At 42.6% G+C, this 15,851-nt stretch carries 17 protein-coding genes and 1 other RNA gene; 5 read left to right on the top strand and 13 right to left on the bottom strand.

What is annotated here, in order from left to right; translation table 11 throughout:
- Positions 1-3: 3 nt before the first annotated feature.
- Complete coding sequence (locus A3C46_05270) at positions 4-2,103, bottom strand: hypothetical protein (GenBank protein ID OGQ22860.1); 2,100 nt, start codon at positions 2,101-2,103, stop codon at positions 4-6.
- Here A3C46_05270 and A3C46_05265 point away from each other — a divergent pair.
- Complete coding sequence (locus tag A3C46_05265) at positions 2,102-2,284, top strand: hypothetical protein (GenBank protein OGQ22859.1); 183 nt, start codon at positions 2,102-2,104, stop codon at positions 2,282-2,284. The two genes, A3C46_05270 and A3C46_05265, sit on opposite strands and share 2 nt — an antisense overlap.
- Positions 2,285-2,308: 24 nt before the next feature.
- Here the strand turns inward: A3C46_05265 and A3C46_05260 are convergent, their stop codons facing one another.
- The 6 genes from A3C46_05260 to A3C46_05235 form a co-directional block, all read right to left on the bottom strand.
- A complete protein-coding gene (locus A3C46_05260) occupies positions 2,309-2,860 on the bottom strand; it encodes a hypothetical protein (GenBank protein OGQ22858.1) in 552 nt (183 codons plus the stop codon).
- Between the two features lie 9 nt (positions 2,861-2,869).
- The gene (locus tag A3C46_05255; protein OGQ22857.1) at positions 2,870-3,751 is read right to left on the bottom strand and encodes a hypothetical protein; all 882 of its coding nucleotides are present in this window, start codon (positions 3,749-3,751) and stop codon (positions 2,870-2,872) included.
- 73 nt (positions 3,752-3,824) lie between these two features.
- Positions 3,825-4,109, bottom strand: a complete 285-nt coding sequence (locus A3C46_05250; GenBank protein ID OGQ22856.1) for a hypothetical protein — start codon at positions 4,107-4,109, stop codon at positions 3,825-3,827.
- Between the two features lie 34 nt (positions 4,110-4,143).
- Positions 4,144-5,013, bottom strand: a complete 870-nt coding sequence (locus A3C46_05245; GenBank protein OGQ22855.1) for a hypothetical protein — start codon at positions 5,011-5,013, stop codon at positions 4,144-4,146.
- Between the two features lie 64 nt (positions 5,014-5,077).
- Positions 5,078-5,524 (bottom strand): hypothetical protein, encoded by a 447-nt coding sequence (locus tag A3C46_05240; protein ID OGQ22854.1) that lies wholly within the window; start codon positions 5,522-5,524, stop codon positions 5,078-5,080.
- The gene (locus A3C46_05235) at positions 5,521-5,853 is read right to left on the bottom strand and encodes a hypothetical protein (GenBank protein OGQ22853.1); all 333 of its coding nucleotides are present in this window, start codon (positions 5,851-5,853) and stop codon (positions 5,521-5,523) included. The genes A3C46_05240 and A3C46_05235 overlap by 4 nt, the downstream gene beginning before the upstream one ends.
- Before the next feature lie 83 nt (positions 5,854-5,936).
- Between A3C46_05235 and A3C46_05230 the strand changes: the two genes are divergently transcribed.
- Both A3C46_05230 and A3C46_05225 read left to right on the top strand, forming a co-directional pair.
- The gene (locus A3C46_05230; GenBank protein ID OGQ22852.1) at positions 5,937-7,388 is read left to right on the top strand and encodes a hypothetical protein; all 1,452 of its coding nucleotides are present in this window, start codon (positions 5,937-5,939) and stop codon (positions 7,386-7,388) included.
- A 176-nt stretch (positions 7,389-7,564) separates the two neighbouring features.
- A complete protein-coding gene (locus A3C46_05225) occupies positions 7,565-9,088 on the top strand; it encodes a hypothetical protein (protein OGQ22851.1) in 1,524 nt (507 codons plus the stop codon).
- A 90-nt stretch (positions 9,089-9,178) separates the two neighbouring features.
- Here A3C46_05225 and A3C46_05220 read toward each other — a convergent pair whose 3' ends face one another.
- Both A3C46_05220 and A3C46_05215 read right to left on the bottom strand, forming a co-directional pair.
- Positions 9,179-9,661, bottom strand: a complete 483-nt coding sequence (locus A3C46_05220; protein ID OGQ22937.1) for a hypothetical protein — start codon at positions 9,659-9,661, stop codon at positions 9,179-9,181.
- A 56-nt stretch (positions 9,662-9,717) separates the two neighbouring features.
- Positions 9,718-10,143, bottom strand: a complete 426-nt coding sequence (locus A3C46_05215) for a hypothetical protein (protein ID OGQ22850.1) — start codon at positions 10,141-10,143, stop codon at positions 9,718-9,720.
- Positions 10,144-10,398: 255 nt separating this feature from the next.
- Between A3C46_05215 and A3C46_05210 the strand changes: the two genes are divergently transcribed.
- On the top strand, positions 10,399-11,739 hold the full coding sequence (locus tag A3C46_05210; GenBank protein ID OGQ22849.1) for a hypothetical protein: 1,341 nt from the start codon (positions 10,399-10,401) through the stop codon (positions 11,737-11,739).
- A 15-nt stretch (positions 11,740-11,754) separates the two neighbouring features.
- Positions 11,755-12,600 carry a hypothetical protein gene (locus tag A3C46_05205; protein OGQ22848.1) on the top strand — a complete coding sequence of 282 codons (846 nt, stop codon included), beginning with the start codon at positions 11,755-11,757 and terminating at the stop codon, positions 12,598-12,600.
- Positions 12,601-12,789: 189 nt separating this feature from the next.
- Here the strand turns inward: A3C46_05205 and ssrA are convergent.
- From ssrA to A3C46_05185, 4 genes are all read right to left on the bottom strand, one after another.
- Positions 12,790-13,136, bottom strand: a transfer-messenger RNA (tmRNA) gene (gene ssrA / locus A3C46_05200).
- 153 nt (positions 13,137-13,289) lie between these two features.
- Positions 13,290-13,724 carry an SsrA-binding protein gene (locus tag A3C46_05195; protein OGQ22847.1) on the bottom strand — a complete coding sequence of 145 codons (435 nt, stop codon included), beginning with the start codon at positions 13,722-13,724 and terminating at the stop codon, positions 13,290-13,292.
- A 9-nt stretch (positions 13,725-13,733) separates the two neighbouring features.
- Positions 13,734-15,017: a hypothetical protein gene (locus A3C46_05190; protein OGQ22846.1), complete on the bottom strand. Its 1,284-nt coding sequence runs from the start codon at positions 15,015-15,017 to the stop codon at positions 13,734-13,736.
- Between the two features lie 189 nt (positions 15,018-15,206).
- Positions 15,207-15,842 carry a hypothetical protein gene (locus tag A3C46_05185; protein ID OGQ22845.1) on the bottom strand — a complete coding sequence of 212 codons (636 nt, stop codon included), beginning with the start codon at positions 15,840-15,842 and terminating at the stop codon, positions 15,207-15,209.
- Positions 15,843-15,851: the final 9 nt, after the last annotated feature.

Genomic DNA, 15,851 nt, shown 5'->3' with positions numbered 1-15,851 from the left:
ACATTATTTTTTTCGCCGTTTCATGACAGCATAGCGGCGTAAGCAAAGAATGGTGGTGCTTAGCATGAAAAAGCTGACAAAAAGAGGCGCTGTATTGTGTCCGGCACTAGTATGACATCCACAACCACCTTCATCTGCAGCAAGTGTTGGATCTATGTCGCGATCGAGATCTGGATCAGAAATATCGCCCGTTCCATTTTCTGATTCGTTCTGACATCTGCGACTACAACCATCGCCATTGACGAGATTTCCGTCGTCACATTGTTCACCGTTGTCAACACGTCGATCGCCACAGCGTGGAGCATTGTTGTTTCCTCCACCACCATTTACGGAACCGCCTCCACCCGTACCACTCCCACTTCCTGTTCCAGCTGTTTCGGTTTTACAGAGGCTACTGCATCCATCTCCACTGAGAGCGTTGCCATCATCACATTCTTCTCCATTGTCGATCACATTATCTCCACAGCGTGGCGCGCTGCAATCAACTCGACAGGCATTCGGTGTTGTATTGCTATTCATAGCTCCCATCTCGCATGCTTCCCCAGCTTGAGTAAATCCATCGCCACAGCGCGGAGCAGCACAGGCATTCGTGCAAAGATCGGTGTTAATGCTATTGCCGTCATCACAAGCTTCTCCAGGTTGTGTCACGGTATCACCACAAAATCCTTCGACAGGTCCAATATCACAGTTGTTTCCAACAGGACGTGTGGCCATACGTTGATCTTCTGAGTTGGTTTGATTGCGGCTGAAAGGAGTATGTTGCGGACTTGAAATAAAGCGTCGACATTCTGACTGTGGGACTGCATCAATTGCATTGCTTCCTGGTGACAAGAGCCGAAACGGTGGGATCGTCCCATTGTCTATAAAACTTGCGAAGCGAATTTGAGTCGCGTTGGTGCCAATCACATCTCCAGAAGGCGTCGACGCAAATGTTGTATCGATGGCGCAAGCTGTATTACTCATCGTTCCTAAGAGATTATATCCAAAGGTTAGGATGGAAGTTCCTCCTCCATTTCGAAGCCCCTCGCAATCAATGCTTCCTGTTTGTGCTGAATTTTCTGCAATGATCGTTGCATGAAGTCGCATTTGAGGACTCAAACCGCCAGTAGGAGTGGTTTCAATGTAAACACCTCCTCCTCTTTGCGCGTTATTTCCGGTGATAGCGCTATAAGAGAGATGAGAAACTCCTTCAAATTGAAAAAGCCCTCCGCCGTCTCCCTGTGCTCGATTGCCATGAATTGTTGAGTTCGATAGAATCAAGCTTGTAATGGGAGTTCGTGGTGGCTGAGGAGTTGTTACTCCTGGTGGAAGCGCTCGTGGGTCAAGGGAAAGAGCGCCACCTTTGCCATCACTTGTATTGGACAGAAGAGAAGAACGAATGATTGTCAGCGCAGCATTTGCTCCGTTGAGAATAGCTCCTCCTCCAAAAGCGGTGCCGACTGAGTGATTAAACTTCAGTGTGCTTGATTCGATGACAAGTGCACCATAGTTCGCAATAGCACCACCGGCTCCACCTTGACATCCCGTGATGACGACATTGCGAAGGGTGAGTTTTCCAGGATTTGTGGATCGATAACCACTAATACGATTGAGAATACAGCCGCCAATTGCTACTTCACTATCGTTACGAAGTGTAAGGTTTTCGATGGTGACATCAATATTTCCACTCATTTCAAAAAGACGATCATGCAATTGGGAACCTTCAATAATGGTATTTTGCGGTCCATTTCCATGAATCGTGAGGTTGCGTGTGATATCGAGATCTCCTACTTCTGCTCCTCCACTGCCGATACCTAAACGTAATGTATGAACACCATTATTTTTAAACGTAATCGTAATAGAGTTACTCGAAGTATCGGCATTAGCTCTTTCGATAGCAGCGCGAAGACTGCACGTTGGTCCAGAATCAAAACAAGAAAAGCCTTGGTCGAGGTCTGCTAGCGCGATGTCATCGCGTGTATTAACTTCATACGCGACAGTAGGCTGAAAATTTGTTTGGGTTTCGACAAAGCGAAGCTGAGCATTTGTTTGGGTTTCAAGGGCCACAACCACAATGAGAATGAAAAAGACCAATAAGAAAAATCGAGAAAGAATATACTTCATGAAACCTGCCTTTCCCCTTATGCTTCATAAGAAGAGCAAAAAGAATGCCAAGAGAAGAAGATGTAATACTTTGTTATCATTTGTGTTTTTTTACGTGTCAGCTCTTTTTTGGGTATTCCGCTCTCATCATGCGATAAAAAGTCTCCGACTGCATTTTACACGAGAAAAAGGAGAAGTCTAGGAAGGAACCAACCTGGATGTCAGATTACGCCCATTTAATTGAACAGCCCATCGCGTGAGGGGTCGGTTCTTGGATCGTTCGGTTTGCAAGAATGTCGTCGAGAGCATTTTTGAGATAGTGCTTCGTGACGTTCGACACGTTATCCCAACTATCGTCAATGCCGCCATGATAACGAATGATGTTTGTCGAATCTGCAACATATACCTCAGGTGTACAAACGGCATCATAAGCTTTCGCGACCTGTTGATCGTGATCGCGAAGATAGAGAAACGGAAGCTCTTTGCGCTTGGCAAGCGTCACCATCTTTTCGAACGAATCATCGGGATAATTGGTTTCATCGTTTGAATTGATTCCGACAAACGCTGTCTCTTTCTTCTGGTATTCATGCGTCAACGCAATGAGACGATCGAAATAAGCTTTCACATAAGGACAGTGATTGCAGATGAACATGACGACCGTTGCTTTTTTTCCTTTCGAGATCTCTTCAAAGGAATGTATTTTCCCATCAACACCTTTGAGTTTAAAGCTCGGTGCCTTTGTTCCGATCATGATCTCTTTTGATTCTGTGAGCGCCATAAGATCTCCTTATTTCCGATATCTCCCAAGTCCAAAATATTTTCCAATATTTGCTTCTTTATGGAGGACCGGAATGATATCGCCAACGGTGCTATTCATAATCGTTGTCACTCCGGGACCGTGGCCAGCTAAGAATGAATCGCCGTGAATAATAATGCCGATCATGACCGCCCCTTGAAAGTAGTGCCAGCCGTAAGCAGCATCCATATCAGTGACAGCGACAATATCGCCGAGTTTGAGATTAGTCAGTTTATGTTCTTTGAGGGCTGCTTCATCGCCAGTCATAATATCGTAATCAGCTGTGTGAACATTTGCCACTCCAAGTCCTGAACCCATCAGCTTTCCCGGAACAATGGCGGCAACAGGAATTTCAATTTTCTTTTTCTTCTCTTTGATTTTCATTTTTTCAAGCAGATGTGGGTCGAGCGACATACACGCGATCGTAGGATAGTCCGTGAGCTCAAGGCTTTGCCCATAGGCCCGTACGTGAATACGATCTCCCTCTGCCATTTTCTCAAGCGTCTTCAGAGGAAAATCGATCATGACATGTTCTACGCCACCATGCGTTCCAATGACCGTTCCGATTTCTCCTTCTGCTTTTCCGGAAATCACATGTGCTTTATTTCCGGCGCAGCAGAGAAAATTAAACGAGGTGTTAAATTTATCGCTTCGACTTTTAGGATCGACCACGGCTGAAACAGCTGGCTCCAGATGATCTGCCGCCCAACCAAAAGCAGAATCTCCGACGAGAACATTATACGTAATGCCACCACAGGCCGGAAGATTGCGTATTTTCCCATCGCGTCCGACGGTGTTCATCCAGACAACAGAGGGTGCAACTTTTCCTTCAGTCGAAATTTGGACGAGACGATCTTTATTTGTTTTCAGCATAAGGCAACTTTTGCGAATGTGTCAGGAAAGTCAAGCACCAGCATTTTTTAAACATACGGATAACGGTTTTTATTTAGAACCAAAGTGTGAAAAGGCCATCAGCCACGGCAAGCGCAAGAGCATGGGAAGGCATGCGATAGGGAGCGTCAGCGGTAATAGCTTTCCATTGATCTGACTGCGCATCAATATAGTAATCAACGGCATGGTCGCCATCAAGGTCGACCGCATAATTTCCAGCGCATGGACCGCTCGATAAGGGAAACCAAAAACATGCCCAGTTTGGTTCCACTGTTGACTGTGGTGTGTAGGCAAGTTCCGGAAATTCTTTTTTGAGAGCCTCAATGGTAAGGAGAGTCATGGAGGAAGCTTCCTCACATGCTCCGTGAAGATTGTCAATTCGGAGTTTTAAGCGGTTCTACGAGTTTCATTCGGAAACTTAAGTTTTGTTTCTCAGGGTGGAGCGTTTTGATGGTTTTTGGGTTTGAAAAGAAAAGGAGTTTTGTTTCGTAAAGAGGGAGAGCATAGACTTTTTCTAAAAATCGATGCTGTAATTTGATGACAGAGCCATCTTGTTCTTCAATGGGGAGCTGCAAACCTTTGGAGACAAGATCATCGTAAAGATGATCTTTTTCAGGAAGACGCGACACCCATCCACCACCTGATTGAAAAACTTTAAAAATAGGGGCTGCAGTGAAAACACTTGGGATGAAACCCAAAACAGAAAAGGGGATCATGGTTTTCGTTTGAGAATCATAATTCGCAATGTTTTTTCCATATTGAAATTCTACAGGAAGTCCGAGGTCATTGAGATGTCGCTCAAGTTTTTGTTTCCACGGTGAAGCGGTTGGATTCCGATCTGGAACAATGAGTTTTGAAACATTGTACTGTTGAATCATTTCCTTAAAAAGCATGCGCGCTTTTTGAGGATTGTATTCTGGTTCTGGAAAAAGATATTTCTTCTTTCGAAACTGTCGCGGAATCATGGTATGCGTGAGCGAGAGATTCTCTTCGTCTGAAAAGAGTTCTTGACGATTGATGGCGGGCGAAAGGGCTTTCCGAAATTTTTCGTTTTGAACGAGCGGAGCATCGAAATGAAAATAAAGTCCAAAGATTGCTTCGGTTATTCCTGTTTGAATGGTGTGAAGAATATTTGGATTGGGATTCTCTTTTGGTATTTTTCCCCCAAGCACAACATCACAACGATCAAGATCTTTTCCAGAAGTTGTTAACCGAATGTGCCGAGGAGCTGAAGAGAGCGACACATTTAAAATGTTGCAGTCATCATTCTTCTCGAGGAGAAGGCTCTCATCTTCAACAGCAATAATTTTATAAGGTCCTGTTCCGATCGGATAGTGTTTCCATGCAAAATGACTCCCTGAACTTGCTGAATTTGAAGTGATCAATGAGCCCGCAATATTTTGTTGGTATTTCTTTTGATCCTTCGATGCTTTCCAAGAGCGATTGGTCTGGTGTGCCGTAGGGACAACTCAGAATATGGCCAAAAGCAAATTCAACATCTTCGATCGTGACCTTACTCCCATCGTGAAATTTCTGTCCTTCATGAAGTGTGAGAAGCCAGGTCTTTCCTCGATCAGGAGAAGTTACCGATTCTAATATTCCTCCAGCTATTTTCCCGGTTTTATTGTCAACATAGATGAGACGGCCAAGAACAGCACCAGAGAGAAGATCAATGGTGTAACCTGTAGCTTCTTTCCCAAAAAAAGTTGGTACATTTCCTAAAACTCCAACAGTGATCAAATCAGTTTTTTTCATGAACTTGCTGATTGAAGTGCAGTGATGTGGCGTTCATTGCGCGTGATGCGTGCATCCATTTCGTCAAAACGAAGCTCGAGGCGGCCAATAGCAGCTCGATTTTCACGGCCTTGAGAAGCAATTTCCCTTAACGCAATTTGAGTTAAATCAATACGTGAGTTTACTTCTCGCAGCCCATCACGAATTTCTCGCCTAAGCTCATCCCTCATGCTTTGCATGCCTTCGACAATAAGACCTACTTTATGATCAAAGGCTTCCGTAATAATTCCCACTAAGTGTTCCATGTCTTTCATGATTTCCTGTTTGATTTCTTTCTTAAGATCACTCATGGCACTCCTCCTTTTGTCTGTCAAACAGACAAAGCAAAAGTGATGCCATGTGCTTAATTCCAGAAAATCAATGAGTTGCAAAAATGAAAGTGGAGCGTTTTTTATCGTTTGGTAAAAAAACGCTACAGTTTTTATCCCATGCGAAGGTATTGCTGACAATGATACATTTATCGATTGACTTCAGAAAACTTCTCTTTCAAAACGAAAAAGTGTCACAACATCTCACGTGTCAACAAGCGAGAAGTGTTGCCTACGTTCTTAAACTTCTCGCTGGTCTTTCGACAGGATTTTATATCCTGACATATCTTGTGGTGATTGGCGACGCCGGTGCACCTTTGTTTCACCTTTCGCCCGCGGTTCTTGGTCTTGCTGCGATTGGTTTTTGCTTCATTCTTGAATATTTTTTGGAAGTGCCCAGTGGTGCTGAAGCCGATATCCGAGGAACCCGTTCGACATTTATAATGAGTTTTGTTCTCCGAGGGTTTTTCCCGCTTCTTCTTATTATGACGATCACGATGATGACTTCCAATGCATGGCTTCTTGTGATTGGCACCATAGTAACTATGACCACATTTGCTGTTGCCTTTACGTTATTCAGTGGAAATTTTGAACAGTTTCTCATTGCTCAATGCGATGAGATAAAAAGAGGTGATAAGGTTTTTGCTTTGTCGCAAGGACTTTTCTATATCGGATTCATCAGCGGTGCTGCTGCCTCCCTTCTTCTTTCATCCACCATCGCCTTTATTTTATCTGCATTCTGTTCTTTTCTGGCGGCTCTTGTTTGTTGTATTCTTCCGAGAGAGGAGAAGGAAAAAAAAGAAGTTTCGAAACGTTCGGATGTGATGGAACAAGCATTTCTGGATTTAAAATCACACTCCATCCTGAGTACGATGTTTTGGATGAGTTCATTCATTTATGGAATTCACATGCTCGTCGAAGCGATCATTCCTATTGTTTACCTTGCGAATATAAGAGGAGAGGGAAGCGCCTATAGTCTTCAGGAAAAATTTATTGTTTTGATTTGCGGAATATCGTTGCCCTATGTGCTCGGTTCGTTCTCTCTTATTCCGAAGAGAAAGATTGAAAATGATATTTCTCAATCTCTTCGTAGTCTTCAAAAAGAGATGGTTCTCTATTGCGCAGCATGTCTTCTTTTATTTTTCGCACATCATTTCTCTGGCTTCTTGCAAACAGGATTGTTTGGCCTCGCCGTTTTCTTTATTAATATTTCATTTGGACGGCTTATTCCTCTTTTTCAAAGTTTTAATGCACGTCTTGCTCAAAAGATGAGCCAGGTTCCGAAGACACTTCTCTCCATTGGAGAAAAGAGGAAAAAAGTTGCTTCTATCTTGACTCTTTTCTTTCCTTTTTTTGTTGGTCTCATGTGGGACGATAAAAACGGAGCGATTAAAGAAAATCTCTATTATGCCGTGATTGGTGTGAGTGCTTTTTTTCTCGTTCTTTACACCTTTATTACTTTCCGAAAATATTTCCTCGCAAACATTCAAGATCCAATTCCTGAACAAGTGCAGTAATCATAATTTTTTTTACCACGCTGTGACGTCGCAGGGGATGAGATGATGTAGGTTTCATTTTTTTTCATTGTGTCACATTTGCTCGTTGTAATCTGCCATATTGCCAATATATTTTCGATGGTTAAGTTGTCAAGAATTTGGTAGGCAATTACGATTCATTTGAACCATCAATCTTTATGATGACAAGCAAAAAAACAAAAAAGAAGCATAAGAAAAAAATTCAATATCCTGTTGGACAATTGATAAAAGTGCGACAAGCTGTTGCACAAATTGGCAGACTTCCAAAAAATTATCCCCAATTTCTTTCTCAACTAAAGGATGAAATCAGTAAAGCCAGAATTCACGCTTCTTTGGCAGCAAATAGCGAGATGATTCAGCTTTACTGGAGAATCGGACGAGGGATTTTGTCCCGTCAAGATCGAGAAGGTTGGGGGGCTAAGGTCATTGACCGACTTGCTGTTGATCTCAGAAGTGCTTTTCCAGATATGAAGGGTTTTTCACCCAGAAATCTTAAGTATATGCGTGCGTTAGCCGAAGCCTATCCAAGAGAGCCATTTGTGCAACAGGCCGTTGCACAAATTCCTTGGGGCCATAATGTTCGTATTTTGGATCACGTGAAAACCCACGAAGAACGACAGTGGTATATTCATCAAACTATCGCGCATGGCTGGAGCCGAGATATTCTTGTGATGCAAATTGAAAGGAGACTGTATGAACGTAAAGGGAAAGCCGTTACGAATTTCAAAAGGACGCTCCCCGAAGCGCAATCTGATTTAGCCCATCAAGTGCTTAAAGATCCCTACCTTTTTGATTTTTTGTCCGTGGGCGATGAAGCGCAAGAACGTGATATTGAAAAAGGCTTGGTACATCATATTACGAAATTTCTTTTGGAACTTGGTGCAGGTTTTTCATTTGTGGGTCAACAGTATCATCTCGAAGTCGGTGAAGAGGATTTCTACATTGATCTTTTGTTCTATCACTTGAAATTACGTTGTTATGTTGTGGTTGAACTCAAAACTGGAAAATTCGAACCTAAATTTGCGGGGCAACTCAACTTTTATTTGTCAGCAATAGACGATAGACTTCGCGATCCATCAGATAATCCCACCATTGGTCTTTTGCTTTGCAAAAATAAAAACAAACTGATTGCAGAATATGCTCTCAAGGATGTTTCTAAGCCCATTGGCGTTTCGGAATATAAAATCATGAAATCCATTCCGGCCAAACTCAAAACAAGCCTGCCGACGATCGAAGAATTGGAGAAACACATGCCTACTACATGCGAAACTTGTGGTTTATTATATGTACCGGGAGAGCCAGGTGAAAACCGCGCACATAGCACCCGTCATCGCAGATGGGTATCTGCAACAAACTTCTTAAAATATTCCCCAATACATCATCGAGAAAGAGAAGATATAAAACGCGAAGCCCATTCTATTCTTCAGTCCAACGTTTCTTTAGAGAAGCGTATTCAAGGTGCAACAATGGTGTTAAGAACATGGTTTGATCGTTCACTCGAAGCAGCTATCATTGGTGGTTATTGGAAAAAACACCCGAAATTTGATAATTATGTAGCGATGATGCTTAGTCATGAGAATCTACCTTTTTCAGAGGATGTGCTGAAACACTTAAAAAATAAATTTGGAACTAATCCTGGACAGATTCCAGATGGCAAGTCTTACTGGGAAACCACACGCTAATTCATCGCTGTTTTGATAGTCTCTGTTTGATGAATTGCAATAAGTACGTTTTGCCACCAACCGTTTCACCCCAGCCTTTTTTCTGGTTCTTTACAATTTTTTATACCACGTCGTGACGTCACATGGAGTAATTAATTTTTCGATAATTTCAGGATAAACTTCTTCGCAGGGGATCGTATTATAAGGTTGGTATCCAAGCTGCGTATACCATTCTGCCAAAAATTCTTTATGCGGATGAATCCATTCTCGTGGGATGAGGAGCTCTAAGAAGATATTCACACAGTGTTGTTCGCGAGCCCAATCTTCTGCTTTTGCAATGAGCGCTGTTCCAATGCCTTGATTTCGATATTCAGGATGACACATGAGCATCGAAAGTTTCGCAGTTTCAAAGTCAGCTTTGCTCACACGAGCGCTTCCCACAATTTTTCCATCAAGCTCTGCAAGCAGCAGTTCGCTCTTCTCAAGCATTTCTTTGATTTCTGGCGAGCTCGTTCTATTTGTTTCCTCATTCAAAATTCCTGCATCTGTTTCTCGATAAACATGATTAATGAGAAGCGCCAGATGCGCTGCCATTGCATCGGTAGCGTCTTGTGGTGTTGAAATGCGGATGGTGAGAAATGATGCGGGTTTCATTTTTTCAATTGTGCGACATAATTTTTGATCGCACGTTGATAGAGTTTTAAAGAATTATCTTTTGGATCATACAGCGTTGCTTGTAATGCAAGGTGAGCTGCTGTTTTGCTGTTGCCACTGGAATATTCTGTAAGTGCCAAGAAAACTTTCATGGCTGCGTAGTTTGGAAATCGTTCAATGCCTTGTTGCAGAATATGTCGTGCTTCATCAAGTTTGTTCACATTCCGAAGTGTGCTTCCGAATTGTAAATACCATTGTGGTTGAAATTCGAGAGGAAGTTTTTCAACTCCAAGTTCGGCGACTTTTTGATAGTGTTGAATAGCTTCTTCTTCGCGATCTAAAAAATCAAACGCACTTGCATAATGAAACCAGACTTCAGGATTTTTGGGATCCTTTTCTATTTCAATAGAAATGTAAGCCATTCTTCAAGAGGTGTTTTATCTTTTATGATTGTGGAAATTTCTTTTTTGAAAGTCCGTCTGTGTAAGCTGTTCAAGTCCTTTGAGGAGCGTTTTAGCTCTACCGAGTTGACTTTTGACATCACGCCTTCATCGAAGGCACTCGCATTACAAAAAATATTTTTTGACAAATAATATTTTTAGAGTAATTGTCCAACCATGCAAAACCAAAAGATTTTAAATCCACATTCTGCAATAACGTCAGATAAGCAAGCCCTTATGACACTTATAAAAACTGAACGAAAAAAAAGAAATCTTTCTCAATCTCAATTAGCAGAAATAATGAATGTTTCACAAAGTCGCGTTGCCCACATGGAGTCGCCCCGAGCCGCTCACAAAGTAAGTTACGATGCGATTTTTAAGGCTTTAGAAGCTCTCGGTTTCCATTACCGTGTTATTCCGTACACCAACGAATCGTTGAAAAAGAAGGAGAAAGAAAGTCACATTATCATTCGTGGAAACCTTTCCCAAAACATCGCTGGTTTCTCCATGGAAAATAAAGAAGCCAATCAAGGTGGACAAATTAAAGTGTTGATCAAAGGCTTCTTTACTTCGCAGACAGAGGAGTTCCATAAGATTGCGGATAACACTGCAACGTTTTTTCTCTTCAAATCAATAAAAAGTCTTACTACTAGTTCCGTATCCTCAATCTCCAATTATTTAGTTCTTCTCAATGAGGATGGTAAATACGATCTTCACATAGGTATGCCGATTTTATTCGAGGGACTTGTTAAGAGAGATATTCAAGTTGGGGAAGGTATCTCTTATGCAGATTTAGCGGCTATTCGGAGAGTCCGATTCCCAACAATTTCTATCCCTGCTAGAACCGGAATCATTTATTTCTTTAGCGAGGGATATCGACACGGACTTTATATAGATTTAACTCCTTATATTTCTCATGAGCCAATAAGCATCGATGATCTTGAAAGAGACTTAGCTATTCACTTACAACAGATGGCATTTGAGTCTCATTTTAAAAATGATGATATTATTTCTAATATGGAAGCTGATGGATGGTTTCGCTTTTCAGCAATTCCAAAAGAACTTTTCGATCAACTGTATGCCTTTTATAATGACCCCAATATCAAGGATAAGACTTCGATCGTGAGAAATTATTTTTCATACGAACAGTTGAATAAGTTGATTGGTAAGTGGGAGAAAAAAGAAATCTTTAGGGACCATATGGGCCTTATTCGCTCATCTTTTGACGCATTCAAAAATGGAAATTATCCGGCAGCTATATCGACCCTTTACCCAAGAATTGAAGGGTTATTGCGAACCATGTCTAAAGGAGAAACTTCTGATCAAACACTTCCATGGTTAATTAAAAGACTCCGAGAAGCGGGGATTCAGAAAGCAGGTTCGAAATCACTATTATTTCCAAGACAGTTTCAACAATATCTGGGTACATTTTTGTGTAAGAAATTTGATTTTGAATCGGGCAACATTGAGTTTTCGCGACATTCTCATAGTCATGGAGTTTTAAAAGAAAACGAATATACATACGAACGAGCTATTATTGGGTACCTGATTTTGGATCATATTTCGTATTACGTATGAATAGAGCATTGATATATGGGAGGTGGTGTGATGGGTGAAGAAATTCTTACTGATCATCCCCATGCTTTTGAAGATCGTTACCGCCTTTATCTAGATGAATCTGGCGATCATGTTTTTAAGAGACTCAACGAAAATTCTCACCGTTATCTTTGCTTGCTAGGATGTTGGTTTCAAAATCCGTCTTACCTAGAATTTCACAATAGTCTTGAAATTTTCAAGAAAACTCACATACCAAGCCACCCAGACGAACCTGTCATTTTACATCGGGAAGATATTCTTAACAGGCGCGGATCTTTTGGTAAATTGAGGGATGGAAAAAAAACGGATGAATTTAACAATGACTTAATTCAACTTATTCAAAAAGCTAATTTTAGTATTGTTGCTGTGGTAATCGATAAGCTAAAGCTTTATCAATCTCATGGTGATGCTGCATCCCATCCCTATCATCTGAGCATGGGATTTATGCTTCAACGCTATTGTGGTTTTCTCAATCATGTCAATCGAGTGGGCGATGTTATTGCTGAAAGTCGTGGTGGAAAAGAAGATCGCCTGTTAAAAGATTCGTATAATTGGGTTTTTGAACGTGGGGTGTTTACCAAAACAAACTCTGAATATTTTCAACATGCGCTTACTTCACGCCAGCTCAAAATAAAACCAAAGTCAGCTAACATTGCAGGTCTACAACTTGCTGACATGTTGGGTCATCCCATTAAACAAAAAATCTTAAGAGAAAAAGGTTTGATACAATGGCAAACAACGCCGTTTGTTCAGAGACTGCTAGATGTAGCTGAAGCAAAATGGAACCGCCAACTTTATGACGGAAGAATCGAGGGTTACGGCTGGGTTCTATACCCAAAATAAAAAACCCCTTTACAGGGGCTCTTTACGCTCGCCCTCACGGGCGATCCACCTCCGGTGACCGGATTGCAATAAGTGTATTACAAATATGATGAAAAAAGCAAGCCAAGCATCAAATCTTTTTTACGTCAAAAACTTTTTATGCTTCTACTCTGGGGTTATATCGAATCCAAGGGTGAAAAATTTTTAATATGGTGGAGGCGGACGGAATTGCACCGTCGTCCGGAAAGGCGTTATCAACGCGTCTACATGCTTATTCCTTGAATTGAGATTCGTCGCTTTTTGCTCCCAAGGAGAGGATCGTAAAGCAACTATCTCTGATGGGTCTTACCACTTCGCGCCAGAGAGAACTTGAAGTGGCCAGCCTGCTGCGGCGTCTTCCAGTCTAGCAGGCGTCGTCTGGCTGACGTGCTGCTTTAGTTAAGCAGCAAGGCGCATTTCTGCGTTATTTATTTTTTGTGCCACGGGTTTTACGACTTCGTGACAGGTCGGCATGCAGCGATGACTTCGACTCTTCCCGTCGAAATCTTTTCGCCCCCAAATGAAACATTCACAAATGCCCATGTGCTGCGTTGCTTTCGTCGACACTCCTTGCGACGTACTTTTCAGTACGTCTCAGTCGGTCTTCTCAAGCTGCCTTGCACCTGAACATTTTTGAATGTTTCAGAAAGGGTTATTCAATTTTCAAAGAACTAACCTTTTAATACTCGTCGTATCGCGCGATCGGTTTCGCGCTTTTTCAACGTTTCACGTTTGTCGTACTTCTTTTTTCCTCGACAGAGGCCAAGCTCCACTTTTGCGCGACCTTGTTTAAAATAGAGGGCAAGCGGCACCAGAGTCAAGCCCCCTTGTTCCAGTTTTGAATTTATTTTTTCAATCTGTTCCGCATGCAGCAGTAATTTGCGGGACCTCGTCGGCAGATGATTATTTGCAGCAGCCGGAGGGTAAGGACTGATATTGACTTTGAGAAGCCACACTTCACCATTTTTTACCGTGGCATACGAATCAACGAGATTTGCTTTCCCCTCACGCAAGGATTTTACTTCGCTTCCCGTAAGAACAATGCCTGCTTCCATTCGCTCTTCAACGTGGTAGTTGAAGAATGCTTTTTTGTTTTTGATCGTCATGAGGAGAAATTACGATGCTTTCAGGATCTCTTCTCCGCACATCACACGAAGAATATGTTGCGGTTCAGTTTCTTGAATGAGGTGTGCGATCAGGTCCTTTTCATTTTCTCTTTTCGTCGCCATGCGAACCACAACATAATCTGCTTTTTTCCCTTTTTCAAGCGTTCCCACCAGATGATCAAGTCCAAGAGCGCGTGCGCCGCCGATCGTTGCCATGCGGAGAAGCTCTTCAGGAGTGGGAAGAGGTTGAGAGCCATGTTTGAGCGCAAGTCGCATTTCATCCCACAGACTAAATCCAAGTCGCGTATTCCAAATGCCGGTGCCAAGTCCAATGGGAATTCCAGACTCCACAAGTTTCCCAAGCGGCAGCATGCCATGCTTCATCACGTGATTCAGTGTCGGGCAATAGACAATGCGTGCAAGATGACGAGCGAGAAGCGGAAAATCACTTGCAGATAAATGGAGTCCGCCAATGATGGTTACTGGGGCTTCAAAAAAACCGATATCAGCAAGATATTGCGTCGGCGTTTTGCGTTGCGCTGGGGGAAGTTCGCGCCAACCGAGCGCTGGAAAGAGATCGTTTGCAATGGCGCCTTGCGAATCAAAGAAAAATTCCATCTCTGAAAAAGATTCCGCGACGTGCATTTGAATCGGAAGTGAAAGATCGCGCGCTTGTTGACTGATAATTTTCAAAAGATTTCGCGAGAGAAGATAAGGAGCAGCAGGAGCAAGTCCCACGCGCATATGTTCATTCGAAGCATCTGAATATTTTTCGGTTAACGCGAGGGCGACTTCAAATTTTTCCTGCGCAACTTCTCCTCGTCCTGCAATGATTTCCGAATAGACAATTCCTCGAAGCCCCATTTCAGCCAAAAGTTTAATGGCTCCTTCAAATTGCGTGCAATTGCCAAGGCAGGTGACACCTGTTTCAATCAAGCGACTAGCTCCTCGTTGCATATCAACGAGCGCTTTTTCATTGGTGATTTCTTCACGATAATCAATGGAGCTTATTAATGTATCGATAAATTCAAGAGGAGTTTCTCCCACATCGCGCTCAGCAAAAAGATGCTCGTGATAGGAGAGCATATCGAGGTGACAATGCGCATTCACAAGCCCTGGAATAATAACGCACTCGGCAAACTCTTGAATCTCTGCTTGGGGATACTGTTTTTGAAGATCAGATTTTGTTCCGATCTGAAGTATTTTCCCACGTTCCGTGAGAAGCGCTCCCTGTTTGATAATAGGAGTTCCTCGTGTCATCGGGAGAAGATAGGTGCTGGTGACGATTTCCATGGGGCCGAAAACTAGCAAAGAAGAAGAAAAGTATCAATTTGAAAAGTCTCTCGGAGGCGTTGTCTTGCTACGGCAAAAACCTTCACACGCCAGATTTTTGCCTGCGCTTCAGCCTGCCGTGTATTGAGGCTTCGTTTCCGGCGTCTGAAGACGCCGCTCGACAATCGCCTCCTGCGGACTTTTCAATGGCTATCGCTGAATGACATGCATCGTGCCGCCACGATGATTCAGAATAGCGCGTTTGAGCTGGGCATAATCCTCAGGGTTGGATTCATAGTTGATGCTCGAAGTATCGACGACCAGAAGTGGCGTTTGGCTATAATTTAAAAAATGTCGATTATACGCATCAGTAATTTGTTCGAGATATTCTTCCGTAATCGGTTTTTCAAAACCATACCCTCTTTTCTTTACTCGCTGCATTAAAACGCCGGAATCAGCTCGCAGATAGATGACGAGATCCGGGCTCGGCAATTTTTGCGAAAGAAGTTGAAAGACCGCGTGATAAAGATGCATCTCATCGTCCGAGAGATTGATTTCAGCAAAGATCGCATCTTTGATGAATGTATAATCGCAAATAATGAGCGGATAAAAGAGATCGTGTTGTTTGAGTTCCATTTGTTGTTGATAGCGATTGAGCAGAAAAAAGAGCTGTGTTTTAAACGCATTTCGTTTGGGGTCTTTATAAAAATCAGGAAGAAATGGATTTTTTTCGACCGGTTCGAAGATGGCATGACCTCCTAAATCTTCAGCCAGCATTTTCACCAGCGTTGTTTTTCCGGCGCCAATCGGGCCATCAACAGCGATGTATTTGAGAGGTCGTTGCATGCTTCGTCG

Source organism: Deltaproteobacteria bacterium RIFCSPHIGHO2_02_FULL_44_16 (genome assembly GCA_001798185.1).
GTDB lineage: Bacteria > UBA10199 > UBA10199 > 2-02-FULL-44-16 > 2-02-FULL-44-16 > 2-02-FULL-44-16.
This window is presented reverse-complemented; position numbering and strand designations above follow the sequence as displayed.

Coding starts and splice junctions, on each gene's coding strand:
- A3C46_05265 (OGQ22859.1), top strand. CDS start 2,102: ATGAAACCTGCCTTTCCCCTTATGCTTCATAAGAAGAGCAAAAAGAAT.
- A3C46_05270 (OGQ22860.1), bottom strand. CDS start 2,103: ATGAAGTATATTCTTTCTCGATTTTTCTTATTGGTCTTTTTCATTCTC.
- A3C46_05260 (OGQ22858.1), bottom strand. CDS start 2,860: ATGGCGCTCACAGAATCAAAAGAGATCATGATCGGAACAAAGGCACCG.
- A3C46_05255 (OGQ22857.1), bottom strand. CDS start 3,751: ATGCTGAAAACAAATAAAGATCGTCTCGTCCAAATTTCGACTGAAGGA.
- A3C46_05250 (OGQ22856.1), bottom strand. CDS start 4,109: ATGACTCTCCTTACCATTGAGGCTCTCAAAAAAGAATTTCCGGAACTT.
- A3C46_05240 (OGQ22854.1), bottom strand. CDS start 5,524: ATGAAAAAAACTGATTTGATCACTGTTGGAGTTTTAGGAAATGTACCA.
- A3C46_05235 (OGQ22853.1), bottom strand. CDS start 5,853: ATGAGTGATCTTAAGAAAGAAATCAAACAGGAAATCATGAAAGACATG.
- A3C46_05230 (OGQ22852.1), top strand. CDS start 5,937: ATGAAAGTGGAGCGTTTTTTATCGTTTGGTAAAAAAACGCTACAGTTT.
- A3C46_05225 (OGQ22851.1), top strand. CDS start 7,565: ATGATGACAAGCAAAAAAACAAAAAAGAAGCATAAGAAAAAAATTCAA.
- A3C46_05220 (OGQ22937.1), bottom strand. CDS start 9,661: ATGGCAGCGCATCTGGCGCTTCTCATTAATCATGTTTATCGAGAAACA.
- A3C46_05215 (OGQ22850.1), bottom strand. CDS start 10,143: ATGGCTTACATTTCTATTGAAATAGAAAAGGATCCCAAAAATCCTGAA.
- A3C46_05210 (OGQ22849.1), top strand. CDS start 10,399: ATGACACTTATAAAAACTGAACGAAAAAAAAGAAATCTTTCTCAATCT.
- A3C46_05205 (OGQ22848.1), top strand. CDS start 11,755: ATGGGAGGTGGTGTGATGGGTGAAGAAATTCTTACTGATCATCCCCAT.
- A3C46_05195 (OGQ22847.1), bottom strand. CDS start 13,724: ATGACGATCAAAAACAAAAAAGCATTCTTCAACTACCACGTTGAAGAG.
- A3C46_05190 (OGQ22846.1), bottom strand. CDS start 15,017: ATGGAAATCGTCACCAGCACCTATCTTCTCCCGATGACACGAGGAACT.
- A3C46_05185 (OGQ22845.1), bottom strand. CDS start 15,842: ATGCAACGACCTCTCAAATACATCGCTGTTGATGGCCCGATTGGCGCC.